Consider the following 24,202-nt stretch of genomic DNA (forward strand, 5'->3'; position numbering starts at 1 on the left):
CTAGAATCACTCAAAGCTTCAGAACTTTTATTCAGAAGCTTTTTTTATGTTTTTAGGTGAGTAGTGTTTACGGTATCTCCAATACGACAAGCCACTCAGGGTGACAAAAAAGACTAGGATGTAGTACACAAAACTCGGCGTTACAGGAACGTCTCCACTAGCGTACGAATGTAGTCCGGTAAGGTAGAAGTTCACACCGAAATACGTCATCATAATAGCCGCGAACGAAAAGATGGCCATTACGTTAAAAAACCAGCGACCGCGTAATCCGGGAACCAAGCGCATGTGTATCACAAAGGCGTATACCATAATGCTAATAAGCGCCCAGGTTTCTTTTGGATCCCACCCCCAATAACGACCCCAACTCTCGTTGGCCCATTGTCCGCCTAAAAAGTTACCGATCGTCAACATCACTAAGCCCACCGTTAGTGCCATTTCGGTAATAATGGTAAGTTCTTTGATGTTAAGCTCCATCTTTACCTTATTCTTCCTGGTAGTAAGCAACATAAGTAATAAAGAGGTAGCTCCTAATATCATACCCAAAGTGAACGGTCCATAGCTGGCTACAATCACTGCCACGTGAATCATCAGCCAGTAACTGTCTAATACCGGTTGCAGATTCGCAATGGAAGGATCCAACCAATTCTGATTTGCGACCCATAGAATAATGGCCGCGACAAAGGCTGTGGAAGCAATGGTTAGATTACTTTTTCTTCCGAAGGCGAGTCCGAAGAACACCGTCGCCCAAGCCACGTAAATAATAGATTCGTATGCGTCACTCCACGGGGCATGTCCGCTGATATACCAACGAAAGATCAGTCCGAGGGTCATGAGAATAAAGAACAACCAAATGGTATACTTACAGAAGGCAATTAAAAATCGAAGTACTTTTCCTTCCCGAAAGATCCGGGCGATGATAAATAAAAACATGAAGACGCCCATCATGGCAAAATAGTGGTACAATCGATTGAAGAGATTTACTTCATTGTATAAAATCTCAGCCTGTACTTTACGGTCGGAAGGCATTACTTCGCTCCCGTACTTTTCCTGAAAGCGTTTCATGCCTTCCAGAATTTCATCTGCCTGCGAATAATCTCCCGTGTTTCGCGCTTCCTTCAATACCGAAAAATAGGCCGGTAAAATGGCACGGGTCGCTACCGAGTCCATACCTTTAAAGTTGGCTTCTCCCAATTCTGGGTACGACACCCACTTGTTGTTAGGATCGTCTGGCTTCGGAAAAATTTTCAGAATCCCACCACTTAAGGCTTGATTTAGCAAATAGGCGTTCTCATACACTTTTACAATATCCTTTTGAAACTGATTGGGGGTATTGGTGGTGGTCGCGGCTTCCAAATACGGATCCAGCTTATTTCTTCCCTGATCGTCGATCAAATCGATGAGTCGAATGCGGGACACACCTTCAGCTACTCCCAGTACCCGTCGAATACTATCATTCTGCCACTTCACGGCAATCAATGGCGTTTCAAACCATACACGAGGAAATTCGCTCATGGATAGAAATACCTGATTTGCGTCTAATTCATTGTAGGTGTTGCGCCGACTCACCTTCCGCAGTAATTCACTGGCAAAGGTATTAACCGGCTTCATACGTCCATTATCCTGCAATACCAGCATCCCAAAGCGCGCTGCGTGTTCTTTATCGACCGTATTAGCCGTGATGATCGAATCAATCTGGGCGGAGCTTAGGGCTTGTGTGTGATTTCCTGTATGTTCCTGAGCCGTTCCCATCGTAAGGGATAAGAAAAGCAATATGAGGGTAAGACCTGCTTTTTTCGCCTTCACTTTATTCAGCATTTTTTTCAACGAGCCAAAACGAGTATTGCGATCAAATAGAATGGCCATCAATCCTAAGTACAACAAAAAGTACCCTATATAGGTGATCCAGGTACCCCACCAGTCGTGATTGACCGAAAGCACCGTTCCTTTCTCATCGGGATCGAACGAGGCCTGAAAGAAGCGATATCCCTTATGATCCAGCACGTGGTTCATAAAAATCTCGTAATCGAAAAAAGTATCTTCGGAATCGTTCACGGTGACCTTGCTCTTAAAAGCCGAATACCCGGTTTCGGTACCGGGATATTTATCGGCTATAAAATCATTGAGCGTAATACTGAAAGGCAATTCATACGCTTCAGAACCAAAACTCAAGTACACGGTAAGTCCGCCTACCTCCACCGCCTGCGGATTGGGATTGGTACCCTTACCCCCAAGTAATTCTACGGTTTGCGTTTCCCCTCCAGAGGAAACATCTACGATCAAGGCATCTTGATTGGTCTTTTCATTCGCTCCCGCTTTCATCACACCCTGACGGCCTTCTGCCATAGGCTCCGGAATCACAAACGCCATCCCGGCCATTTGATAGAGAGACCGCAGCATCAACGGTTGCACGCTGTCTTTTTCCACCGTTCCCCGCGCTTGGTCTGCCATGCGCATATAGGTACCTTCAAAAGGGGCTTCTATGGTATACGCGTTTGAAGCTTCGTCTACCGTAATGTTCACCGCTCCTTCGGTGGGCGTGTTCACGGCAAAAAGGATGTTGTGAATATTGGCGACCTCCCCTACTTTAAGCCAATGGTCATGGCGGTTACCGTCACCCGCTTCAACAATCTTTAAATAGCGTTCTCCCCCTTCAGAAATAATTAATCCCTGTTTTGCGTTTTTGATAAAATTATTATAGCGAATGCTTAGTGGCTGCTGATTGTAATCGGTTTCAATGACAAACTCATTGTCCAGCCGCTCGGAAAGATTCAATTTTTTTGGAGGCAGGTTGCGTCGTTGTAGTACCCCGTCTACTTCGTAGTCGCCATCAATAAATGTTTTTAAGTACGTATGTTCGCTAAGAAAAGTATTCTCGGTAGCCCCTTCTCTAATATGCATCACACCTTCATACCCCAAATAGCGCGTCACTCCGGCTCCTACCAGAATAAGAATGAAAGAAAGGTGCAAGGTAAGCGTGGCCCATTTTTCTTTTTTATAGAGTCGGAACCGAAAAATGTTTCCGATGAAATTCACCACAAAAAGCACCATGATCAATTCAAACCACCAGGCGTTGTAAATGAGTTCTCGGGAATAAGGTGTGGGAGATGTTTCTGAGGAGGCATCTAAAAAAGTACCTACCGCCATGGCCACGGCAAATGCAATAAATAAAAAGGAAGTGAGTCGGGTGGAAAAAAGAAACGCTGCTATTTTCTTTTGCATGAGCAAAAATTTTGTGCAAAAATACTGAAAACCAACTGTAAATTATAACGAAATCGAGAGATATTCCAATTTAGAATTTTAGAAGATGTCGCTTTCTTTTCTTTATGTCAAAGATTGTATTTTAGCGGTATGATACGAGTGTCGATTATTGGCTTCGGAAACGTAGGAACGCATTTATATACGGCGTTTTCGGACGGACCTATGGCGGAAGTCGTCGCTGTTTACAGTCGAAATCCGCAACGGTTTGACGGCTGGGAGGATCTTCCTGTGGTTTCTGATTTCACATCCCTTCCGGAAGTCGATTGCACCCTAATTGCGGTTGCCGATGACGCCATCGCAGCCGTTTCTAGCGCCTTATCCACCACTGCGGGCTTGGTAGCGCATACCTCAGGAAATGCCCCCTTAGATGCTATAGACGAGAAACACCGCAGCGGGGTGTTCTATCCTCTTCAGAGTTTCTCCAAACGTCCTGTAGCCTTTTCAACCATTCCTATTTGCCTTGAGGCCGAAACGGAAGCCTCATACCAATTGCTTACAACACTCGCTTCTTCACTAAGTGAACGGGTGGTGCGCATTGACTCCGCTGCCCGGGCACGGCTACATCTGGCAGCCGTATTCGCCAACAATTTTGTAAATCACCTATATTCCGTTTCAGAAAAAATACTCGCGGAGCATGAACTCGACTTTTCACTGCTACATCCCTTGATCCTTGAAACCGCGCAACGGCTTTCGGAGGTAGCCCCTTCGGAAGCGCAAACGGGACCTGCCGTTCGAGAAGATCAACAAACCATAAAAAAACAACTACATTTGTTAAACGACAGTGCTTTTCAGGCGCTGTATCAACAGCTCACCAAATCGATTGCAACCACTCATGGAAAAAAGCTATAAAGAATACCTACAACACATTACCACCTTCGTGTTTGATGTAGACGGCGTGCTTACCGATGGTACCATCTCCATCACTACCGAGGGAGAAATGTACCGTACTATGCACACCAAAGATGGGTTTGCTCTAAAGACCGCACTCGAAAAAGGCTTTCATGTTTGTATCATTAGTGGCGGGACTAACGAAGGCGTTCGCGCGCGATTAAAAGGTCTGGGCATTACCGATATCTATCTGGGAGCCCACCACAAAACGGAAACGCTGGATGAATATCTTGACGTATACGACATCAAAAGAGAGAATGTGCTTTTTATGGGGGACGATATTCCCGATCTGTACGCCATGAAAGAAATTGGGTTGCCGTGCTGCCCACAGGATGCGGTTCCTGAGATCAAGGAAATTTCTACCTACGTATCTCACAAAAAAGGCGGAAAAGGTTGCGTGCGCGATGTGATTGAACAAGTATTAAAAGTACAGGGAAAATGGGTTCAGCATGAGAAGAGCAGCGCCCAATACGATTAAAGCTTGGGAATTGCCATGACTAAGTGCTACGCTTTTTTTCAATTGACGCGACCGGTTAATTTGGCACTTTTAGCCCTAACCCAACTACTCATCAAATTTATCTTTTTGGAAGCCATTGCCATACCGTTCGCCATGGATACCGCCCAATATTCCCTTTTTGTTCTTGCCTGTGTCTGCATTGCTGCCGGGGGCAATGTGATCAACGATATCTATGACGTAGCAATTGATCGCATCAACCGACCGGAAAGGGTAATCGTTGGAAAACAGCTTTCTGAACAAGCAACCTTATATTTTTACATGGCACTCACCATCGTTGGAGTAGTGCTCGGATTCGTGGTTGCTAACCAGGTGGGCTACCCAAAACTGTCTGCGGTGTTTATTCTATGCGCTGCCTTGCTATATTTCTATGCGTCCTTCGGAAAATCTATCTTGGTTCTCAATAATATTTGGATTGCCGCATTAGTTGCTTTCGGGGTGTTGATAGTGCTCATTTTTGACGTATACCCAATGCTGCAAACACCACCAAAAGAGACCTATTTGGAAGCCTCTAAATGGATCTTTCAATACGCCGTTTTTGCCTTTTTACTCAATTGGATTCGCGAGATCGTCAAAGATGTTGAGGATATCAATGGCGATAGAAACGGTGGAATCAACACCCTTCCTATTGCGTTGGGCCGTAGTCGCGTCCTCTCCATTATTTTTATCATGGGCGTAGGGCTAACGTTTCTTGTTCTGTACTACACCTATGTAAACCTTTACCAATATCCGTTAATTTCAGGCTACTTTCTTCTCGCCATTGTGGCCCCATTGATCTACTTCTGTATTCGAGCGTGGCAAGCCGAACAGCCCAAACAATATCGATTTCTTTCGTTACTGCTGAAAGGAATTATGCTGAGCGGTGTGCTTTCTTTATTTTTGCTGAAACAACTACTTTGATGCTAAAAGAACGCTTACAGGATTATCATTTGGTACTCGCTTCCGGCTCTCCCCGACGCCATCATTTTTTTAAGGAACTCGATTTAGAATTTACTGTGGATGTTCGTCCCGTGGACGAAACCTTTCCGAAGCAATTAGAACGTGAAGGGATCACCGATCATCTGGCGCAGCTAAAAGCGACGGGGTTTACCGATATCCAACCCAATGAAATTGTAGTTACCAGCGACACCATTGTGGTAAAAGATGGACGCCCTATTGGAAAACCACAGAATAAAACCGAAGCCATTGCCATGCTACAGGAGTTAAGTGGTGGGATGCATGAAGTTATTACTTCAGTGTGTTTTACGGGAACAGATTTTCAAAAAACGGTAAACGACACCACCAAGGTTTGGTTCAAACCGCTCACCGATCAAGAGATTGAGTACTATCTGGAAACGTACGAACCCTACGATAAGGCTGGAAGTTATGGCATTCAGGAATGGATTGGGTATATCGGAATCGAACGTTTGGAAGGGTGTTATTTCAATGTTATGGGGCTTCCCACCCGACTCGTATACAAAACGCTACTCGCGCTTACCAACTCCTAAAATATTGTATTTTTATAGAAATATGTGCGCTATGCGATATCTACTGTATTTATGTTGCTTCGGAATAGGACTCTTCCCTTATGGCTGTAAAGAATCGGAACATCAACTAATCCCTAATTCTGATTCGAGTCAGTTGCCCAAAGAAGCACAGCCTCGCGATGTTTCAGATGACTTTAAATCGTATTGGTACAATGGCACCGCAGAGCTCACATCCTACGATCTGCAGCAAGTGCGCTACGGCGAATTACGAGAAGGAACTGCCGTGACTATTTTTGTGACCGAAGATTTTCTTCCAAAGAAGCAGGTGAAAGCCAATAAGGCTTCCGAAGAAACCATCTCGGTCTTAAAGCTCAACGCCACCAAGAAATTCCAGACAGGCATCTACCCCTATTCGATCATGACCAGCACTTTCTCCCCCATAGCTGAAACCGGTCACGCGCTAAAAGTAAGTAACTCGGTGCAGGAATGGTGCGGACACGTATATGCGCAACTCAACAAGCGAGAACAATTTGAAATTACGGCACATTCTTATTTCGCTGGCGAAGCCGATACTACGATGACCCTCGATAAAACCTGGTTGGAGGATGAATTGTGGAACCTAATTAGAATTCAACCCGATGAACTTCCCACAGGAGAATTGATGGTAATCCCATCATTCGAGCACCTGCGCTTGAAGCATCGTACTATGAAAGCCTATAAGGCGTTTGCAAGTTTAAAGCAAGGCGACTCCATGGCGACCTATCAACTTACCTACCCTGCACTGGAGCGCGAACTGACCTTACATTTCCAGAGTAGCTTTCCCTTTGAAATTGAACAATGGGAAGAAGCCATTGGCAATGACAGAGCAGACAGTACAGCCTTACTAACCCAAGCTATCAAACGAAAGCGGATTCGTGCTGCCTACTGGCAACAAAATAAAAATCGGGATAGCGTATGGCGGGATTCGTTGGGGCTCTAATGGTTTCAATTGTTAAAGAAAACCAAACACACTCAAGGGGAGTTTGATTTTCAATATATTTGAAGCACATCTAAAATCGGCTCCTCGTGAAGTATGTAACATCTGTAATGCTCGTACTGGCATTTTTTCTAGCACCGTTCCTAGCTTATTCACAAACACCACAGAAGCCTTCGGCTTCCGAAATTTATCATAAACTTCAGAAATTAAATTTTCTGGGTTCGGCTATGTATATCGCAGCCCACCCGGATGATGAGAACACGCGACTCATCTCCTATCTCAGCAACGATGTACATGCGCGCACCGCCTATCTATCACTGACGCGAGGAGATGGTGGGCAAAATTTAGTGGGGCCTGAAATTCGTGAGTTATTAGGGGTGATTCGAACACAAGAACTGTTAGCCGCAAGACGCACCGATGGGGGCGAACAACTATTTACAAGAGCCAACGATTTTGGCTATTCCAAACATCCTGATGAAACATTGGATATCTGGAATAAAGAAAAAGTATTATCTGATGTGGTTCGTGCCATCAGAACCTTCAAACCCGATGTGATCATCAACCGATTTAACCATAGGAATCCGGGGAGCACCCATGGACATCATACTACCTCTGCCATTTTAAGCATGGAAGCCTTCGATCTTGTGGGAGATGCCTCCAACTATCCGGAAACCGCGCAAACCGTAGGTGCCTGGCAACCAAAGCGGTTATTTTTCAATACCTCTTGGTGGTTCTACGGAAGTCAGGAAAATTTCGAAAAGGCCGATAAAACCAATCTTCTTGAAGTGGAAACTGGAAATTACTATCCATCACTCGGACTCAGCAATGGGGAAATTGCGGCCCTTAGTAGAAGCATGCACAAATCCCAAGGCTTCGGAAGCACAGGGTCTCGCGGAAATCAAACCGAATATTTAGAATTTCTAAAAGGAGATTTCCCTGAGAATAAATCAAGTCTTTTCGAAGGAATTGATACGAGTTGGTCGCGCATTGAAGGGGGCGAGATGATTGGTGCTATTTTATACCCGTTAGAAGATGATTTCGATTTCAAGAACCCGTCTTCTATGATTCGCCCTCTCTTACAGGCGTATGAACTTGTTAAACAACTCCCAGACGCCCATTGGCGTAACATTAAAATGGCGGAACTGGAAGAAATTATATTGGATTGCGGCGGTATATTTCTCGAAGCGGTAGCCAATACCAATGAAGTGACCCCCAACGGACAATACGAACTTACCGTTGAAGCTATTAATCGAAGTGATTTTCCGGTGGTGCTTCAATCGATTAGCACCCCATCCGGTACGATACTATACAATAAAAACAATCGACTTAACGGAAACGAACGCTTTGAACATACCGAGACTAAACGTATTGATAAGGATGCCTATTCAACACCGTATTGGCTCAACAAAGAGGGAACCTTAGGGATGTATGACGCCCCAACCGATAAAATCGGAATGCCGGAAACACCGGCCCCAGAACGTGTTGTATTCACCCTGGGCTTAGGGCGAACCACCCTCTCTGTTTCCAGAGATGTGGTGTTTAAATATACCGATCCCGTACATGGAGAAGTATATCAACCGCTCGAGGTACTGCCGGCAGTAACGGCGAGCATCCCAGAAAAGGTAATGATCTTTGCTTCAAAAGACGAACGCCAAGTACCTGTGACCCTACGCGCGGGCCGCGATAATGTAAGTGGCACCCTGCAACTCAATTATCCTGAGGGTTGGGAAGTGACTCCCGCCAATCACCCCTTCATGCTGTCTAGTGCAGGAGCCTCACAAACCTTTCTTTTTACAATACGGCCGCCAAGAAATGCCAGCGAGGGATATCTAGAACCCTTAGTAACCGTTGGAGATACGTTCTACGATAAAGAATTAGCGGTTATCGATTACGAACACATCCCATTTCAACGCGTCTTGCTTCCGAGCAAAGCCAAAATTGTGCGGATCGATCTCGAGAAAAAAGGCGAGCGTATTGGGTATATTGACGGAGCCGGAGATGTGATTCCCGAGAGTTTGCGTTATATAGGATATGATGTTACCACGCTTTCCCCTGCAACTATTTCCGTAGCCACTTTAAAAGAATTCGATGCGGTGGTGCTGGGCATTCGTGCCTATAATACGGTTCCAGAGCTAGCGTATAAACAACAAGTCTTAAACGATTACGTGAAACAGGGAGGAACAGTGCTAGTACAATATAATACCAACCGCAGTATGGTAACAGAGACCCTTGCCCCCTATTCGTTGCGATTGTCCAGAGACCGTGTCACCAACGAGCAATCGAGTGTCACCTTCTTAGCGCCCGAGCATCCGGTTCTCAACGAACCCAACAAGATCACCCAAGCCGATTTTAACGGCTGGGTACAAGAACGAGGGCTGTATTTTCCAGATCAGTGGGATCCCGCATTTACCCCCATACTGGAAATGAACGACCAAGGAGAGGCGAGTACTCAAGGTGCCTTGCTGGTGGCTTCGTATGGTAAAGGACATTTTATTTATACCGGTCTTAGCTTCTTTAGGGAGCTTCCTGCCGGCGTATCGGGAGCATATCGTTTATTCGCTAACCTTTTATCCATCGGAAAATAATGCTTGATTCCAACGAAAAAAAAGAACGCTCCTGGAAGTTTCGCTATACCTTAGTGATTCTCTTTAACGCAACCTATATTGTTCTTTTCTACTATTTGATGAAAACCTTTACTTGATGCAGCAGATCGATTGGATGGTTCTAATTGGAACCTTGACTTTTATTGTGCTCTACGGAACTTATAAATCGCGCGGAAGCAAGAGCGTTAGTGATTATTTAAAAAGCGGGAACGATGCCAAATGGTGGACAATCGGTCTTAGCGTGATGGCGACACAGGCCAGTGCTATCACCTTTCTTTCAACACCGGGACAGGCCTTTCATGACGGGATGGGCTTTGTACAGTTCTACTTCGGACTCCCCATTGCCATGATCATTATCTGCATGGTTTTTATCCCGCTCTATCACAAGCTAAAGGTCTATACGGCCTATGAATACTTAGAGTCGCGCTTCGATTTAAAAACAAGAACCTTAACCGCCATATTGTTTTTGATCCAACGCGGACTCGCAGCAGGGATCACCATTTTCGCTCCGGCGATCATTTTGTCGGCAGTATTAGGATGGAATCTTTTGTATCTAAATGTTATCATCGGAGTTCTGGTGATTATTTATACCGTAAGTGGTGGTACCAAAGCCGTGAGCGTGACGCAGAAGCAGCAAATGGGGGTCATATTTTTGGGCATGTTGTTCGCTTTTTTGTTGATTCTGAATTATTTACCACTAGATATTTCCTTCAGCAAAGCACTACAAATTGCGGGAAGCAATGGAAAGATGGAGATCTTAGACTTTTCCTTTGACTTTGAAAATCGCTATACCTTTTGGAGTGGGATCATCGGCGGAAGTTTCTTAGCCCTCTCCTACTTCGGAACAGATCAAAGTCAGGTGCAACGCTACCTCTCAGGAAGATCAGTACGTGAGAGTCAGCTTGGCCTCGTAATGAATGGTTTGCTTAAAGTACCCATGCAGTTTTTCATTTTATTGGTGGGTGTGATGGTGTTCGTCTTTTATCAATTCAACAGCTCTCCCCTTCATTTTAATCCGGCTGCCGTGAAAGATGTGATGGCTTCCGAATACGCTTCCAAATACGTGGCCCTTGAGGCCGATAAAAAAGCATTAGAGCAAGACATTCGCACCAAACAACTCCAGTTCGCCCGAACTGAAGATGCTTCCGAAGCCAACCGCATTCAGCAAGAAATTACACAACTCAACAAGACAGAATCCCGCCTGAGAGAAACCGGACGCACCTTAATTAAGAAGGCAAACCCAGAAGCCGAGACGAATGATAAAGACTATGTATTCATCCATTTTATTCTGAACAATCTACCTCGCGGAATTATAGGGTTATTACTAGCCGTGATTCTAAGCGCTGCGATGTCGTCTACAGCCTCTGAACTGAATGCGTTAGGCTCTACCACCGCGATCGATTTGTACAAGCGCAACACTCCGGGTCGCACTGAAAAACATTATGTTAGGGCTTCCAAATGGTTCACATTATTATGGGGTGTGATCGCCATTGGGGTGGCTAGCGTCGCGAACCTGTTCGATAATCTGATTCAATTGGTCAATATCATCGGTTCTATCTTTTACGGTAATGTACTCGGTATCTTCTTGCTCGCTTTTTTCATAAAATATGTACGAAGTCAGGCAACCTTTGTCGCCGCCCTGATTACGCAAGTACTTATTGTGATAGTCTGGTATATCGACCTGATGCCGTATCTATGGCTCAATGTGGTAGGATGTGCCTTGGTTATGGGCTTGGCATTGCTCATTCAAACCTTCAGTTCGAATAAATCATAAAAAAAGGGAGCCAAAAAAGACTCCCTTAACCAGGATAACATAGAACGAACGTCCGATTTAATTTCCGGCCGTTACATCGTAGGAAAAGGCACGACCATTATTGGTCACAAATTTAAAGGTATACGTCCCTGCAACAGCCGAATGAAAATCAAATTGCTGTCCAAGACTCGCTTCATTACCTAAGATACCGTCGAATACGATACTACCCTCCGGACTGATAATTAACAGTTGAAAGGTTTCCAAGTTCGTGTTTAATACCGACACTTCTACCAAATTGTTCTCCTCTGTGATCGTAACGTTATTTTCTTCGGAAACGATAATTCGGTTCTCATTGGCATGCATTGCAACCGAAGCTGCGATAAGCACTATGGCGGTAAGGGTGTTTCTAAGTGTTTTCATAACATGTGTTTTAAAATGTTGATGGTACAAAGATCCCTAGAAATGTATTGCAGTAGCACGCGTGATTTAGCCAAAATATGTCTTATTTTATCAATTAGTACAGTTTAACAATTTATTAATGTTAATATAGTACATCATTGTGCTAATTTTGTACATCCGTATTACGGTATAATGCGCTATTTTTCAGTTATGAGAAACACAAAGACCCCAACATTAGAAGCGATACGTCCTTCCTTTGGGAGTTCGCTAAAAGTGAGCCGATACGAAAATGCCTCGAACAACCTCATACCCAACTGGCATTTCCATCCTGAGATGGAAATTGTGTACGTAAATGGGGGCTCTGGAAAACGGCATATTGGAAATCACATCTCCTATTACAGTGATGGAGACTTGCTGTTTATTGGTGCTAACCTTCCTCATTTTGGCTTTACGGATCGACTCACAGGAAACAAAAGTGAGGTCGTGATTCAGGTGAAAGAAGATTTTTTAGGACCCGATTTCTTCGATGTTCCGGAAATGCAATCCATCAAGCAACTATTTCTTCGCGGAAAACAGGGCATTGCTTTTCATCAGGAAACCATGAGCCGCATGGGACCGAGGTTAGAACGGTTAGAGACCTTAGAACCCTATGCACGATTGATGGAATTCTTGCGTATTCTAAAAGACCTGGCGGATGCCAACGACTATACCGTGCTCAATGTAGATCAGGTGGTCCTGGAATCGAAACCGCAAGACACCGAGCGATTAGATACCATCTATGGTTTCGTAAGTAATGAATTTAAAAGACCGATCTCGCTTTCGGAAGTAGCGCAACTCGTAAATATGACGCCCCCGGCGTTTAGTCGATACTTTAAAAATAAAACTAATAAAACCTTCACACAGTTTGTGAATGAATACCGACTGGTACACGCCTCCAAATTGTTGATGGAAGAGCAGCGAAGTATCACCGATATTTGCTTCGACTGTGGGTTTAACAACTTTTCCCACTTCAGTAAGAAATTCAAAGCGTATACTGGGAAGAATCCATCCGACTATCGAAATGAATTGAAAAAAGTGTATACCTAAAAAAAGCACCGAAATCGGTGCTTTTTTATTCTTTTTATATCGTAAGGATTACATGGCACCCCATTCTTTCAGTGACTTGGTGTTCAGCGCGACATAGTCGCTATTACCAGCCTCTTTTGCTAGATCTAAAGATTTCTTGGCCGCTGCAATGGCGCCTTTCTTATCGCCTGATTCGGCATAGATAAGCGACTTTTGACGGTAGAACCAGAAGGCTGGTTGCTCGCGCATTTCGATCGCTTTATCAATCCACGTCTTTGCTTTGTCCATATCCTTTCCAGCCTGTAGGTAATACACCGCAGCCTGGTAGTAATCGTTGGAAGTAGGACCTCCCATAACACGTTCGATATTTGCGGTGACCATTTTATCGGTGGGTACTTCAATTGGGACTCCCACATAGGTGCGCTCCCACATGATACCTACGTTAACACTTCCATTCTCCAGATCATCAAATGACATGGTGTACGTTTCAATATCCATTGGGATAGGATACACAGGAACCGTTACTTTGGCTGCTACTTTGCTTTCATCCCACTGTTGTGGTAATCCCCAGTTGTTGGTATCGGTATAGAACATCACGTCCCAGTTTTGCGCCATAGGCTTGGTGTAAATGGCATACGACCCAGCCTTAAGCGTTTTTCCGCCGACCATCACATCGGTGTCGAAGGTAATCTTGGTGTTCTCGTTGGCACCGGTTCGCCAGATTTTGTCGTAAGGTACGAGTCCGCCAAAGATACTACGTCCTTTCATCGAAGGTCGAGAGTATTCTAAGGTGATATTTGTGAGTCCGACCTTCTGTTCCATTTTTTGAAACGGACTCGGAGCCGGAGTTTCTAGCTGAGCATAGGTAGCAGTGCTAGCCACTAGAAGACAGAATAATAGAAGAAAATTTTTCATTGTTGAGATGTGTTTTTGGTTTCTACGAAAATACAAATTTGACCGCACATGCTGTTGTTAACGAAAGCTTAAAATGAAATGAAGGTTCGCGTGCTATATTTGCGATTGTGAAACGCTACCTTTCAGAGTCCATCGGAACCTTCGCGCTCGTCTTCTGCGGAACCGGAGCCATCATAATCGATCAGTATACGCAGGGATCGATTTCGCATGTGGGTATTGCCATCACCTTCGGATTTATTGTCATGGGAATGATATACGCCTTTGGAGATATTAGCGGAGCGCACATTAATCCGGCAGTCACCATCGCTTTCGCGTATGCCAAAAAATTTCCGTGGAAAGAAGTGCCCAAATATGTCATCGCCCAATGCATGGGCGCCTATCTTGCCAGCACCCTCCTGCTATTGATGTTCCCCGATAATGAAACTTTAGGAGCCACCTTGCCCCAATGGGACGTGTGGAAGGTGTTTCTTATGGAAGTAATACTGTCGTATTTATTGATGCTGGTTATTATCCATGTCTCTACCGGCGCTAAGGAAATGGGTGTGATGGCCGGCATCGCTATAGGCGGCGTGGTATTATTGGAGGCCATGTTCGCTGGGCCGTTGACAGGAGCGTCCATGAACCCCGCACGATCCTTATCGCCGGCACTATTATCGGGACATCTCAATGGTTTGTGGATCTATGTAGTAGCACCAGTAGCTGGAATGCTTTTGGCAGTGGTAAGTTGTCGCTTTGTAAAGGAAGACGATTGCTGCAACGACAACTGTTAATCTTTTTTTAAATGCTTTACAATCTGATACCTGCATTGTACCTTTAAAGAAAAAACTGCACGATGTATCAAATTGTAAAGAAATTATTCGGATTCCGCAATAGGAATCGTATCACTCAGGACATTTATAGATTGGTTCGAATCAATAGAAAACTTACCTACGGAAAGGGCAGATAACCTACGGAACGTAAGTCTATGAAGATTTTTACCCTCCAGGCTGAACAGCGTCTTCCCATCTCGCTCGACGAGGCGTGGACGTTTCTTTCAGACCCCAAGAATCTCAAAGTGATTACCCCGGACTATATGGGCTTCCATATTGTGTCTGGTGGCAACCGGCCGATGTTTGCCGGTCAAATTATTGAATACATCGTTACTCCTATTGCCGGAATTAAAACTTCGTGGGTCACCGAAATTACTCACGTGAAAGAAGGCGAATATTTTGTGGACGAACAACGCTTCGGTCCTTATTCGTTATGGCATCACAAGCACTTTTTAAAAGAAATTGAAGGCGGGGTGCTTATGGAAGATGTGGTTCACTACAAGCTTCCCTTCGGAATTATTGGCAAGTGGGTGCATCCCTGGCTCGTCGAGCCCAAACTGAATGAAATTTTTGATTACCGAAAACGCGCACTTGAAACGCGATTCGGAACATATAAAACATTATGAGTAAAAATATACTACTGATTGGCGGTTCGTATGGTATAGGCCATTCCATCGCTACGCTTTTACAAGACGATCACAACATTTACATTGCTTCGCGCTCCAACGAGAACATTCCTGATAAATGCACCCATCTAAAATTTGATGTTTCCAAAGATGCTATCGACGAATTAGAGCTTCCCGAAACCATCGATGGATTTGTGTATTGTCCCGGAAGTATACAATTGAAGCCTTTTAAAATGATGTCTTCGGAAAGTTTTGAAACCGACATGAAGATTAATTTCACCGGACTCGTAAAATCGGTACATGCGTTGCTTCCGAAGTTGAAAAAGTCGGAACAAGCGAGTTTGGTCTTTTTTAGCACCGTTGCGGTTAAAGTAGGAATGCCATTCCATACCAGTGTAGCTGCAGCCAAAGGAGCGATTGAAGGGTTTGCTAAGGCGCTGGCAGCCGAATATGCGCCTAGTTTTCGCGTGAATGTTATCGCACCATCACTCACCGATACTCCCCTAGCGGAAAAATTGCTCTCTAATGACGATAAAAAAGAAAAAATGGCCAAACGACATCCGCTGAATCGTGTGGGAACCGACAAAGATATTGCAACTATGGCAGCCTTTCTGCTGGGAGATCAGTCTTCTTGGATGACGGGTCAGGTATTGGGTGTTGATGGAGGAATGTCAACCTTGAACCCACAATAGTATGGCAGATACCGTAAATGTTTTTTGGTTCCGAAGAGATTTGCGAATAGACGACAATGTAGGCTTTTATAAAGCGTTGCACGGAAAACATCCTGTACTCCCGGTCTTTATTTTCGACAAGAACATTTTGAGCGAATTGCCCGAAGACGATGCTCGCGTCACCTTTATCTTTGAAACGCTTCAAAAGATGCGTGACACTCTTCAGGAAGAACACGGAAGCAGTCTTGCGATGTATCACACCACCCCCTTACAAGCTTTTAAGGAAATTATTGCTGCTTTCAATGTGCAGCACGTTATTACCAATCACGACTACGAGCCGTATGCAACAGAGCGAGACCAAGAAATCGAAGCGTTTCTATCGAAGAAGGATATTGGTTTTCACACCTACAAAGATCAGGTCATTTTTGAGAAGGATGAAGTGTTAAAGGACGATGGTGATCCTTATGTAGTGTACACACCCTACATGAAAAAATGGAAAGAAGCTTTCCGCAATGAAAAAGAGCTTAACATTTACTACACCAGTAGTCATTTAAAAAACCTTATTCAACATACGCGCTTGCCAAACGTTTCACTTTCTGAGATGGGCTTTAAAAAGTCGGCTATAGCGGTACCAGAGTACGATGTTACTCCTACCACCATACAGGAATACGAAAATACTCGCAATTTTCCGGCAGATCAAGGAACCTCTCGCTTGGGTCCGCATCTCCGATTTGGCACGGTGAGTATTCGCAAAATGGTAAAAAAAGCCATCGCAGAAAAAAATGAAACCTTCTGGGAAGAACTAATTTGGCGTGAGTTCTTTATGCAGATCTTATATCATTTCCCCGAAACAGTAAATAATGCCTTCCGAAAAAAATACGATCGCATTGAATGGCGAAATAACAAAGACGAATTCGACCTATGGAAGCAAGGAAAAACTGGATACCCTATGGTAGATGCCGGAATGCGGCAACTCAATGAAACAGGCTATATGCACAATCGGGTTCGCATGGTGGTGGCCAGCTTCTTATGCAAACACTTATTGATTGATTGGCGCTGGGGCGAGGCTTATTTTGCAGAGAAATTATTAGATTACGAACAGTCCAGCAATGTCGGGAATTGGCAGTGGGCTGCCGGAAGTGGTGTTGACGCCGCGCCTTATTTCCGAATTTTCAACCCGGAATCTCAGCTGAAAAAATTCGATAAGCAGGAATCGTACATCAACGAATGGATTTCTGAATACGGAACCGAAGAATATCCAGAGCGTATGGTTGTCCACAAAGAAGCCAGAGAACGCGCCTTGGACACCTACAAGAAAGCAGTATCATCATAATAAATGTAGGATTATTCTCTGAATGCGCATTTTATCGGATATTTTGATATATTTATCGATGTAAATCATGGTACTGCCCCTAAAGTAAAAATGCTATGAGCACCCCAAATACCTATTCGAACGGAGAGATAACCGTTGCCTATAATCCAAAAAAATGTACCCACTCAGAATGTTGCGCACAAGAACTTTCGGAGGTTTTTCGAACTGCCGTAATCCCTTGGATTCACTTGGATGCTGCCTCTTCAGAGCGAATCGCTCAGCAAGTAGCCCGTTGTCCTTCTGGAGCCTTGAGCTGTACTAGAATTGGCAGCTGTGTGGCTGTTAAATAAAGTCTAATGTATCTTAAAAATTAGGCTTTTCTGCACAATTTTTCTACTCTTGTGGCGTATATAAAGACGACCTAACAATCAACGTATGAAGCTTTTTAGAATAACTTTCGCTTTACTGCTCTTCGCAGGTACTATGTATGCGCAGGAGCAAGAAACCGAACTTCCCAACACCCTAGAAGGACAATTTACCGACGTCATTGAGAATTCGAATCGCTATCAGGATTATAAGGTAGTGAAGATTTACAAGCTCAATGACCTAAAAAAGTCGGTATTCGATTCGATCGCTGCCTTGGAAGCTCAAATTGATTCTTCTCAAACTACCGTAACCAGACAAGACAATGAGATTGGCACGTTGAGTCAGGATCTTAAGACCACTCAAGAAGACTTAGCCCTCTCGAAAAAACGGGAAGACGGTATCTCTTTTCTAGGTGCACTGTTACCCAAAGCGACCTATAATGGAATTATGTGGACGATCATCTTAGTATTGATTGCCGGGGTAGCCTTTCTTGTCTATAAGTTTAAAAGTAGCCATCGCGACACTCGTGCGGCGCAACTAAAGCTGGCGGAAACCGAAGAGGAGTTTGAAACGCATCGCCAACGCACTCTGGAGCGCGAACAACAATTGAGACGAAAACTACAGGACGAAATCAATAAACAGAAAAAAGGATCATAAAAAAAGCCGCAAATTGCGGCTTTTTTTATTGTTTCAGGGCTAGTTATTCGGTTCGCGAAATCTTGGCTCCTACGGCTCTGAGTCGCTCATCGATATTCTCGTAGCCTCGATCGATCTGTTCAATATTGTGAATCGTGCTCGTTCCCTTCGCTGAGAGTGCAGCAATCAATAATGAGATACCGGCCCGTATGTCTGGTGACGTCATGGTGGTAGCTTTTAAGGTCGACTCAAAATTATGTCCAATAACTGTGGCGCGGTGCGGATCACATAGAATGATCTTGGCGCCCATATCAATCAATTTATCTACAAAGAAAAGCCTACTCTCAAACATTTTTTGGTGGATGAGCACACTGCCTTTTGCCTGCGTACAAGTAACTAAAACGATACTTAACAGGTCTGGGGTAAATCCGGGCCAGGGAGCATCGGCTACCGTTAGTATCGATCCATCGATATAGCCCTGAATTTCGTATTCCTCATGCGACGGAATATAAATATCATCATCCCGTCGTTCTAATGTAATCCCTAGTTTTCGGAAGGTATCCGGAATCAATCCCAAATTATCCCAGCTCACATTTTTGATGGTCAGTTCGCTTTGGGTCATGGCAGCCAATCCAATCCAGCTTCCAATCTCGATCATATCCGGAAGAATACGATGTTCACAGCCTCCTAATTCGGTGACTCCTTCTATGGTTAACAAGTTGGAGCCAACACCGCTGATCTTGGCGCCCATGCGATTGAGCATTTTACATAACTGTTGTAAATAGGGTTCGCAGGCGGCATTGTAAATAGTGGTTGTTCCTTTGGCAAGGACTGCAGCCATCACAATGTTTGCCGTACCGGTGACCGAAGCCTGGTCTAATAACATGTAGGTTCCGGCGAGGCCATCGGGCGCTTCCACTCCGTAAAAACGTTCTTCCTTATTGTATCGAAACTTGGCGCCTAATTTTATAAATCCTTCGAAGTGCGTATCGAGTCGGCGTCGCCCAATCTTATCGCCACCCGGACGGGGAATGTAACCCTTTCCGAAGCGCGCTAACAACGGACCTACAATCATAATAGAACCGCGAAGCGAACTTCCTTCTTCTTTGAATAAAGCAGACTCAAGGTACTTTAGGTCTAAGGCATCCGATTGGAAGGAATAACTCCCTTTTCCCAACTTTTCTACGGTTACCCCAAGATGTTCCAGGATCTGAATAAGCTTATTAACATCCCGTATGTCGGGAATGTTATTGATGATTACTTTTTCTGAAGTTAGGAGGACGGCGCAAAGAATCTGTAAGGCTTCATTTTTAGCGCCCTGAGGAGTGATTTCACCTTGCAATGGATGCCCTCCTTCAATTTGAAATGTTCCCATAAGTATGCGTGAAGTGTTTAATGACGTTTTCTGCCGCGCTTGCTGTGTTTCTTGCTATAGCGCTTTTTGGAAGAACTACTACTGCTATTGCCACTCATAAGATTTTTGGCATCCGAAAGGTCTTCATCTCCTCCTTTGAGGTTAATTTTTCCTTCGGAAAGCTCGTACAAATGTTGAAAGATCACATCATCTTCTACCGAATCTTTATTCCAGTTCAAGTAGCATTTTTTCATGTGATTGGCAATCGTAAGGATGAGTCCCTCTTTCTTATCGCCTTCTTCCCAACCAATCGCCACATCGATCATTCGTTTGATATTGTTTCCGTAGAAACGGTACTTGGGATGGTTTTGAGGATATTCTAAAGGTTCTGGTCGTTCGGCCAGTTCTTCTCTAGAAGGCTTTTCAAATGGGGCATCAACGTCCAGTTTGAAGTCGGACATGATAAATAACTGATCCCATAATTTATGTTGAAAATCAGGAACGTCGCGAAGATGTGGGTTGAGATTTCCCATCACCGCGATAATACTTTTGGCATTTCGGTTCCGTGCTTCGCGATCTTCCATCGCCACGGTTTGTGCCACCATTTTTTGTATATGGCGTCCGTATTCAGGAATAATCAGATGCGAACGCTCTGTATTGTATTCTATTTCGTCTATCAAGAGGGTATGTTTAAAAAGGAATTAATGGTCCTGCAGTAATTCTGCCTGCAAAATACTAAAATTATAAGGAAATCACACCTTCGACTTTCGAAACTTCCAAATATTTGTCGATCACCGCATCTGGAGATTCCATTTCTACCCGAATCGACACGCTGGTGTAGTTTCCTTTGGATGAATCGCGGGTTTGGATATCGGCTCCTGTACCGTTAAAAATCGCTTCGATTTCAGCAATCTTTTCCAGGTCGGCAGGCACAATAAATTTATACATATACGGGGAGGGCCAACTTGTATCTTCAGAAAGTTGCACGCGCAAGCGATCGTAAAATTCGGTTGTTTTCTTATCGTTTTCCATAGCCATTTAATACTCAACTAGTGCCTCGCAAAGATACACTTTTTACCATGAATAAATATTTCCGAACTTTGCCAAAAACGATCGTCCTTGAACACTCGAAGAATTGTCATCACCGGAGGACCCGGTACCGGAAAAACCACTCTAATTTCTCATTTAGAGACAGCGGGCGCAGCGGTGTTGCACGAAATTTCAAGGCAGGTTACTGCCGAAGCGCAACGCCAAGGGATAGAACAACTGTTTCTGAAGGACCCCACGCTATTCAGCAGCAAGTTATTAGCGGGCCGACTAAAACAGTTTAAAGCGGCAGAGCAGGTTTCCGAACCGCATCTTTTCTACGACAGAGGCCTCCCCGATGTCACCGCTTATATGAACTATCTCGATACGCCGTATGACGCCTATTTTGATGATACTTGCAACACCCATCGGTACGATCAGGTGTTCCTTTTACCCCCCTGGGAAGCTATTTACCGCCAAGACCAGGAACGCTACGAATCGTTTGAACAAGCGTTGGAACTTTATACTTTTCTCAAAACCACCTATCAGGGCTACGGTTATTGTCCGATTGAAGTTCCTAGAGACAAGGTTACGGCACGTATTGAATTTATCAACCAACATTTAATTGAATAACGTGAAAACACCCCTTCAGGTTCTGGAACAACATTGGGGACACACCCGCTTTCGACCCTTACAGGAGGAGATCATCGAATCGGTGATGAACGGGCGAGATACGATCGCGTTATTACCTACCGGCGGCGGTAAGTCGGTTTGCTTCCAGATTCCTGGACTATTACTGGAAGGCACTACCATCGTTATTTCGCCTCTGGTCGCTTTAATGAACGACCAGGTAGCACAATTGCAACAACGCAATATCAAGGCCATGGCGATCACAGGAAGCCTGTCGGGTTTGGAGGTAGACCGACAGTTGGATAATATTCGATACGGGAACTACGATTTTATCTACCTATCGCCAGAGCGACTACAACAGGAAGTGATTCAACAGGCCTTAAAACAGCTTCCACTGTGCTTGATCGCTGTTGATGAGGCACACTGTATTTCGCAGTGGGGAAACGACTTTCGGCCGGCTTATCGCAATATCACCCTGCTACGTGAGTTGCACCCCTTGGTACCGATCATCGGACTCACTGCAACGGCCACGCCCGACGTACTTGAAGACACTATTTCGGCCTTGCACTTGGAAACTCCTGCTGTATTTAAAGGCTCTTTTTTCCGAAGTAATATTGCCTACAAAGTGTTTTATACTGAAGATAAAATTCATCAACTCGAACGCTTGCTTCAGAAAAAAGATACTCCGGCTATACTTTATGCTCGCAGCAGAAAACAAACGGTAGAACTTTCACAACAACTAAATACGCTCGGTTTTAACACTACTTTTTACCACGGGGGTCTACCAACCGATCAGAAAAAACAACGGCTAGCGGCGTGGTTAGAGGACCGCATCCCTATAATGATTGCTACCAATGCCTTTGGGATGGGCATCGATAAAGCAGACGTACGCTATGTGGTGCATGTACAATTGCCGGAAAGTTTGGAAAGTTATTTTCAAGAAGCTGGTCGGGCCGGGCGAAACGGAGCCTTTGCCGAAGCCATTTTATTGTACAATAATTTTGATGAATCCTTAGTCTCCAAGCAGTTTATTGATAGCTTGCCCGACGCCAAGGACGTCAAAAAAATATATCAAAAACTCAATGCCTATTTTCGGATTCCGTATGGCGAAGGGATGCATATAACGCACCCTTTCAACTTTAATGATTTCTGTGAGACCTACTCCTTTCCGTTTCTGTTGGCCTACAACGGACTACAAAGCTTGGATCGGTTAGGAGTACTGCAACTTTCGAAGGAATTTGGTCGCACTTCCATTGTACGATTTGTCGTTGCTTCAGAACGAGCTATTGGCTATTTTCAGGAACACCGAAACGCCTCGCTGATCGGAAAGACACTTTTGCGGATGTACGGTGGGATTTTTGAGCTTCCCACGAAAATTAATGTAGGCCTGGTCGCTAAGAAAACCGGGCAGCCCATTAGCGCCATAATTGCGGTCTTAGAGCAAATGGCTACGCATGAGATCATCGAACTAGAATTGTATACCACCGACGCGAGCATCACGTTTTTAGTTCCAAGAGAAGATGAACGAACCATCAATCCGCTGGCTAAAGAGATCAACCTTCACAATCGGCGGAAGGTCGCTCAGGTACATTCGGTTCTCAATTATTTGAAAAATGATAACATATGCCGGAGTATTCAGCTACTGCACTACTTTGGTGAGGAAGCAGAAGAACCCTGCGGCATTTGCTCGGTGTGTGCTCGAGAAAAAAGCAGGGCAGGTTCGGGGGAAGTTCGCTTAATTGCGGAAGCCATTCTGCATCTCTTAGAAGAAGGCCCCAAAAGCTCGCGACAGCTTACAGAAAGCCTTACCTTTGCGGAAGCAAAGATCTTGCATGTTGTTTCCTTATTACTGGAAAGCAATAAAATCGAGTTGAACTTACGTAATCAATATTCCTTATCGTGAACACCCCCCTTCGAATCGTCTTTATGGGTACGCCCGAATTTGCTGTCGCCAGCTTACAACAATTAGTTGCTTCTGAACATGAGGTGGTGGGGGTCATTACCGCGCCAGATCGACCTGCAGGTCGTGGACGAAAGCTACGGGCTTCTGCTGTAAAAGAGTATGCCGTTACACAACGAATTCCAGTACTGCAACCCACCAATTTAAAAGAGGAAGCATTTCTAGAAACCTTAGAAGCGTTAAAAGCAGATGTGCAAGTAGTAGTCGCCTTTCGAATGTTACCAAAAGTGGTTTGGGCCATGCCTCCCAAAGGCACCTTTAATTTGCACGCCTCCCTCCTTCCCCAATATCGCGGGGCAGCCCCAATCAACTGGGCGGTGATCAACCGAGAAAAGAAAAGCGGCGTTACCACCTTTTTTATTGACGAAAAAATTGACACCGGAGCGATTATTGCTTCCGAAGAAATTACGCTGAAAGAAAAGGAAACGGCCGGAAGCTTGCATGATACCCTAATGGAGGTAGGGGCCCATCTGGTGTTGAGGACGGTGAATAGGATCGCAACGGGAACGGCTTCCGCCACCACTCAGAATCCTAATCAGCCGTTACGATCGGCTCCAAAGCTTTCCGCAGAAAATACCCGAATCGACTGGACACAGCAAGGAGAACAGGTGGAAGCTTTGATACGCGGACTCTCCCCTTATCCCAGTGCGTGGACCGAACTGCATAATGGAGAGGAAACCCTTACAATGAAACTACATTCGGCACAATTTGAACCTTCGGAAGTGCAGGCAACACCGGGACAGATCATCGCTGACAAAAAAAGCCTGCATATTATTGTGCCCAATGGAGTACTTCAGGTGGAAGAATTACAACTCCCCGGAAAGCGAAAAATGAAGGCAGGAGATTTGTTGAACGGCTTTACCTTCGAAAAAGACGCCTACGTACTGTGAAGCCTTGTTATTACTGATTTCCGTAAAAAACCACAAAAACAAGCCTCCTTTATTAACAATGCGTCCAAGTTATCAACAAAAACCC

Annotated in this window: 23 protein-coding genes; 17 read left to right on the forward strand and 6 right to left on the reverse strand. The window is 44.7% G+C overall.

Annotation, left to right across the window (positions count from 1 at the left end; all coding sequences use genetic code 11):
- Nucleotides 1-27: 27 nt before the first annotated feature.
- Nucleotides 28-3,219 (reverse strand): cytochrome c biogenesis protein CcsA, encoded by a 3,192-nt coding sequence (gene ccsA, locus PO830_RS01095; RefSeq protein WP_272851685.1) that lies wholly within the window; start codon nt 3,217-3,219, stop codon nt 28-30.
- A gap of 129 nt (nt 3,220-3,348) precedes the next feature.
- On the opposite strand from ccsA, the gene PO830_RS01100 reads away from it, so the two are divergent.
- From PO830_RS01100 to PO830_RS01130, 7 genes are all read left to right on the forward strand, one after another.
- Complete coding sequence (locus PO830_RS01100; RefSeq protein WP_272851686.1) at nt 3,349-4,107, forward strand: Rossmann-like and DUF2520 domain-containing protein; 759 nt, start codon at nt 3,349-3,351, stop codon at nt 4,105-4,107.
- Complete coding sequence (locus PO830_RS01105; protein WP_272851687.1) at nt 4,091-4,624, forward strand: KdsC family phosphatase; 534 nt, start codon at nt 4,091-4,093, stop codon at nt 4,622-4,624. Before PO830_RS01100 ends, PO830_RS01105 begins: the two co-directional genes overlap by 17 nt.
- Before the next feature lie 15 nt (nt 4,625-4,639).
- Nucleotides 4,640-5,560: a geranylgeranylglycerol-phosphate geranylgeranyltransferase gene (locus tag PO830_RS01110; protein WP_272851688.1), complete on the forward strand. Its 921-nt coding sequence runs from the start codon at nt 4,640-4,642 to the stop codon at nt 5,558-5,560.
- Entirely contained in the window at nt 5,560-6,147 is a 588-nt protein-coding gene (locus PO830_RS01115) for a Maf family nucleotide pyrophosphatase (protein WP_272851689.1), read from the forward strand. The genes PO830_RS01110 and PO830_RS01115 overlap by 1 nt, the downstream gene beginning before the upstream one ends.
- A gap of 31 nt (nt 6,148-6,178) precedes the next feature.
- Nucleotides 6,179-7,105, forward strand: coding sequence for a septum formation inhibitor Maf (locus PO830_RS01120; RefSeq protein WP_272851690.1), 927 nt, complete (start codon nt 6,179-6,181; stop codon nt 7,103-7,105).
- A gap of 86 nt (nt 7,106-7,191) precedes the next feature.
- A complete protein-coding gene (locus PO830_RS01125) occupies nt 7,192-9,687 on the forward strand; it encodes a PIG-L family deacetylase (protein ID WP_336375856.1) in 2,496 nt (831 codons plus the stop codon).
- Nucleotides 9,688-9,802: 115 nt separating this feature from the next.
- On the forward strand, nt 9,803-11,479 hold the full coding sequence (locus PO830_RS01130) for a sodium:solute symporter (RefSeq protein ID WP_272851691.1): 1,677 nt from the start codon (nt 9,803-9,805) through the stop codon (nt 11,477-11,479).
- A 57-nt stretch (nt 11,480-11,536) separates the two neighbouring features.
- Here PO830_RS01130 and PO830_RS01135 read toward each other — a convergent pair whose 3' ends face one another.
- Complete coding sequence (locus PO830_RS01135; protein ID WP_272851692.1) at nt 11,537-11,878, reverse strand: hypothetical protein; 342 nt, start codon at nt 11,876-11,878, stop codon at nt 11,537-11,539.
- A 189-nt stretch (nt 11,879-12,067) separates the two neighbouring features.
- Here PO830_RS01135 and PO830_RS01140 point away from each other — a divergent pair, with 189 nt between their 5' ends.
- The gene (locus tag PO830_RS01140) at nt 12,068-12,943 is read left to right on the forward strand and encodes a helix-turn-helix domain-containing protein (RefSeq protein ID WP_272851693.1); all 876 of its coding nucleotides are present in this window, start codon (nt 12,068-12,070) and stop codon (nt 12,941-12,943) included.
- A gap of 48 nt (nt 12,944-12,991) precedes the next feature.
- Here the strand turns inward: PO830_RS01140 and PO830_RS01145 are convergent, their stop codons facing one another.
- Nucleotides 12,992-13,837, reverse strand: coding sequence for a DUF2911 domain-containing protein (locus PO830_RS01145; protein WP_272851694.1), 846 nt, complete (start codon nt 13,835-13,837; stop codon nt 12,992-12,994).
- Between the two features lie 107 nt (nt 13,838-13,944).
- Between PO830_RS01145 and PO830_RS01150 the strand changes: the two genes are divergently transcribed.
- The 6 genes from PO830_RS01150 (at nt 13,945) to PO830_RS01175 (ending at nt 18,278) form a co-directional block, all read left to right on the forward strand.
- Nucleotides 13,945-14,607 carry an MIP/aquaporin family protein gene (locus PO830_RS01150; protein WP_272851695.1) on the forward strand — a complete coding sequence of 221 codons (663 nt, stop codon included), beginning with the start codon at nt 13,945-13,947 and terminating at the stop codon, nt 14,605-14,607.
- 194 nt (nt 14,608-14,801) lie between these two features.
- Nucleotides 14,802-15,272, forward strand: a complete 471-nt coding sequence (locus tag PO830_RS01155; RefSeq protein ID WP_272851696.1) for an SRPBCC family protein — start codon at nt 14,802-14,804, stop codon at nt 15,270-15,272.
- Nucleotides 15,269-15,964: an SDR family NAD(P)-dependent oxidoreductase gene (locus PO830_RS01160; RefSeq protein WP_272851697.1), complete on the forward strand. Its 696-nt coding sequence runs from the start codon at nt 15,269-15,271 to the stop codon at nt 15,962-15,964. Before PO830_RS01155 ends, PO830_RS01160 begins: the two co-directional genes overlap by 4 nt.
- 1 nt (nt 15,965) lies before the next feature.
- Nucleotides 15,966-17,276 carry a cryptochrome/photolyase family protein gene (locus tag PO830_RS01165; protein WP_272851698.1) on the forward strand — a complete coding sequence of 437 codons (1,311 nt, stop codon included), beginning with the start codon at nt 15,966-15,968 and terminating at the stop codon, nt 17,274-17,276.
- 95 nt (nt 17,277-17,371) lie between these two features.
- Nucleotides 17,372-17,605, forward strand: coding sequence for a (4Fe-4S)-binding protein (locus tag PO830_RS01170; RefSeq protein ID WP_272851699.1), 234 nt, complete (start codon nt 17,372-17,374; stop codon nt 17,603-17,605).
- Between the two features lie 85 nt (nt 17,606-17,690).
- Nucleotides 17,691-18,278 (forward strand): tRNA (guanine-N1)-methyltransferase, encoded by a 588-nt coding sequence (locus tag PO830_RS01175; protein WP_272851700.1) that lies wholly within the window; start codon nt 17,691-17,693, stop codon nt 18,276-18,278.
- A gap of 43 nt (nt 18,279-18,321) precedes the next feature.
- Here the strand turns inward: PO830_RS01175 and murA are convergent, their stop codons facing one another.
- The 3 genes from murA to PO830_RS01190 all read right to left on the reverse strand — a co-directional run bounded on the left by murA (nt 18,322) and on the right by PO830_RS01190 (nt 20,643).
- A complete protein-coding gene (gene murA / locus PO830_RS01180) occupies nt 18,322-19,632 on the reverse strand; it encodes a UDP-N-acetylglucosamine 1-carboxyvinyltransferase (protein ID WP_272851701.1) in 1,311 nt (436 codons plus the stop codon).
- Between the two features lie 17 nt (nt 19,633-19,649).
- Nucleotides 19,650-20,291 carry a DUF4290 domain-containing protein gene (locus PO830_RS01185; RefSeq protein WP_272851702.1) on the reverse strand — a complete coding sequence of 214 codons (642 nt, stop codon included), beginning with the start codon at nt 20,289-20,291 and terminating at the stop codon, nt 19,650-19,652.
- 61 nt (nt 20,292-20,352) lie between these two features.
- Nucleotides 20,353-20,643 carry a DUF493 family protein gene (locus tag PO830_RS01190; RefSeq protein WP_272851703.1) on the reverse strand — a complete coding sequence of 97 codons (291 nt, stop codon included), beginning with the start codon at nt 20,641-20,643 and terminating at the stop codon, nt 20,353-20,355.
- Nucleotides 20,644-20,730: 87 nt separating this feature from the next.
- Between PO830_RS01190 and PO830_RS01195 the strand changes: the two genes are divergently transcribed.
- Genes PO830_RS01195 through fmt form a run of 3 tightly spaced genes read left to right on the forward strand, consistent with a single transcriptional unit; the run spans nt 20,731 to nt 24,117 of the window.
- Nucleotides 20,731-21,270 carry an ATP-binding protein gene (locus PO830_RS01195; protein WP_272851704.1) on the forward strand — a complete coding sequence of 180 codons (540 nt, stop codon included), beginning with the start codon at nt 20,731-20,733 and terminating at the stop codon, nt 21,268-21,270.
- A gap of 1 nt (nt 21,271) precedes the next feature.
- A complete protein-coding gene (locus tag PO830_RS01200) occupies nt 21,272-23,170 on the forward strand; it encodes a RecQ family ATP-dependent DNA helicase (protein WP_272851705.1) in 1,899 nt (632 codons plus the stop codon).
- On the forward strand, nt 23,167-24,117 hold the full coding sequence (gene fmt / locus PO830_RS01205; RefSeq protein WP_272851706.1) for a methionyl-tRNA formyltransferase: 951 nt from the start codon (nt 23,167-23,169) through the stop codon (nt 24,115-24,117). The genes PO830_RS01200 and fmt overlap by 4 nt, the downstream gene beginning before the upstream one ends.
- The last annotated feature ends 85 nt before the right edge of the window (nt 24,118-24,202 follow it).

Source organism: Altibacter sp. HG106 (assembly GCF_028561755.1).
Lineage (GTDB): Bacteria > Bacteroidota > Bacteroidia > Flavobacteriales > Flavobacteriaceae > DFVG01.

Coding starts and splice junctions, on each gene's coding strand:
- ccsA (WP_272851685.1), bottom strand. CDS start 3,219: ATGCAAAAGAAAATAGCAGCGTTTCTTTTTTCCACCCGACTCACTTCC.
- PO830_RS01100 (WP_272851686.1), top strand. CDS start 3,349: ATGATACGAGTGTCGATTATTGGCTTCGGAAACGTAGGAACGCATTTA.
- PO830_RS01105 (WP_272851687.1), top strand. CDS start 4,091: ATGGAAAAAAGCTATAAAGAATACCTACAACACATTACCACCTTCGTG.
- PO830_RS01110 (WP_272851688.1), top strand. CDS start 4,640: ATGACTAAGTGCTACGCTTTTTTTCAATTGACGCGACCGGTTAATTTG.
- PO830_RS01115 (WP_272851689.1), top strand. CDS start 5,560: ATGCTAAAAGAACGCTTACAGGATTATCATTTGGTACTCGCTTCCGGC.
- PO830_RS01120 (WP_272851690.1), top strand. CDS start 6,179: ATGCGATATCTACTGTATTTATGTTGCTTCGGAATAGGACTCTTCCCT.
- PO830_RS01130 (WP_272851691.1), top strand. CDS start 9,803: ATGCAGCAGATCGATTGGATGGTTCTAATTGGAACCTTGACTTTTATT.
- PO830_RS01135 (WP_272851692.1), bottom strand. CDS start 11,878: ATGAAAACACTTAGAAACACCCTTACCGCCATAGTGCTTATCGCAGCT.
- PO830_RS01140 (WP_272851693.1), top strand. CDS start 12,068: ATGAGAAACACAAAGACCCCAACATTAGAAGCGATACGTCCTTCCTTT.
- PO830_RS01145 (WP_272851694.1), bottom strand. CDS start 13,837: ATGAAAAATTTTCTTCTATTATTCTGTCTTCTAGTGGCTAGCACTGCT.
- PO830_RS01155 (WP_272851696.1), top strand. CDS start 14,802: ATGAAGATTTTTACCCTCCAGGCTGAACAGCGTCTTCCCATCTCGCTC.
- PO830_RS01160 (WP_272851697.1), top strand. CDS start 15,269: ATGAGTAAAAATATACTACTGATTGGCGGTTCGTATGGTATAGGCCAT.
- PO830_RS01165 (WP_272851698.1), top strand. CDS start 15,966: ATGGCAGATACCGTAAATGTTTTTTGGTTCCGAAGAGATTTGCGAATA.
- PO830_RS01170 (WP_272851699.1), top strand. CDS start 17,372: ATGAGCACCCCAAATACCTATTCGAACGGAGAGATAACCGTTGCCTAT.
- PO830_RS01175 (WP_272851700.1), top strand. CDS start 17,691: ATGAAGCTTTTTAGAATAACTTTCGCTTTACTGCTCTTCGCAGGTACT.
- murA (WP_272851701.1), bottom strand. CDS start 19,632: ATGGGAACATTTCAAATTGAAGGAGGGCATCCATTGCAAGGTGAAATC.
- PO830_RS01190 (WP_272851703.1), bottom strand. CDS start 20,643: ATGGAAAACGATAAGAAAACAACCGAATTTTACGATCGCTTGCGCGTG.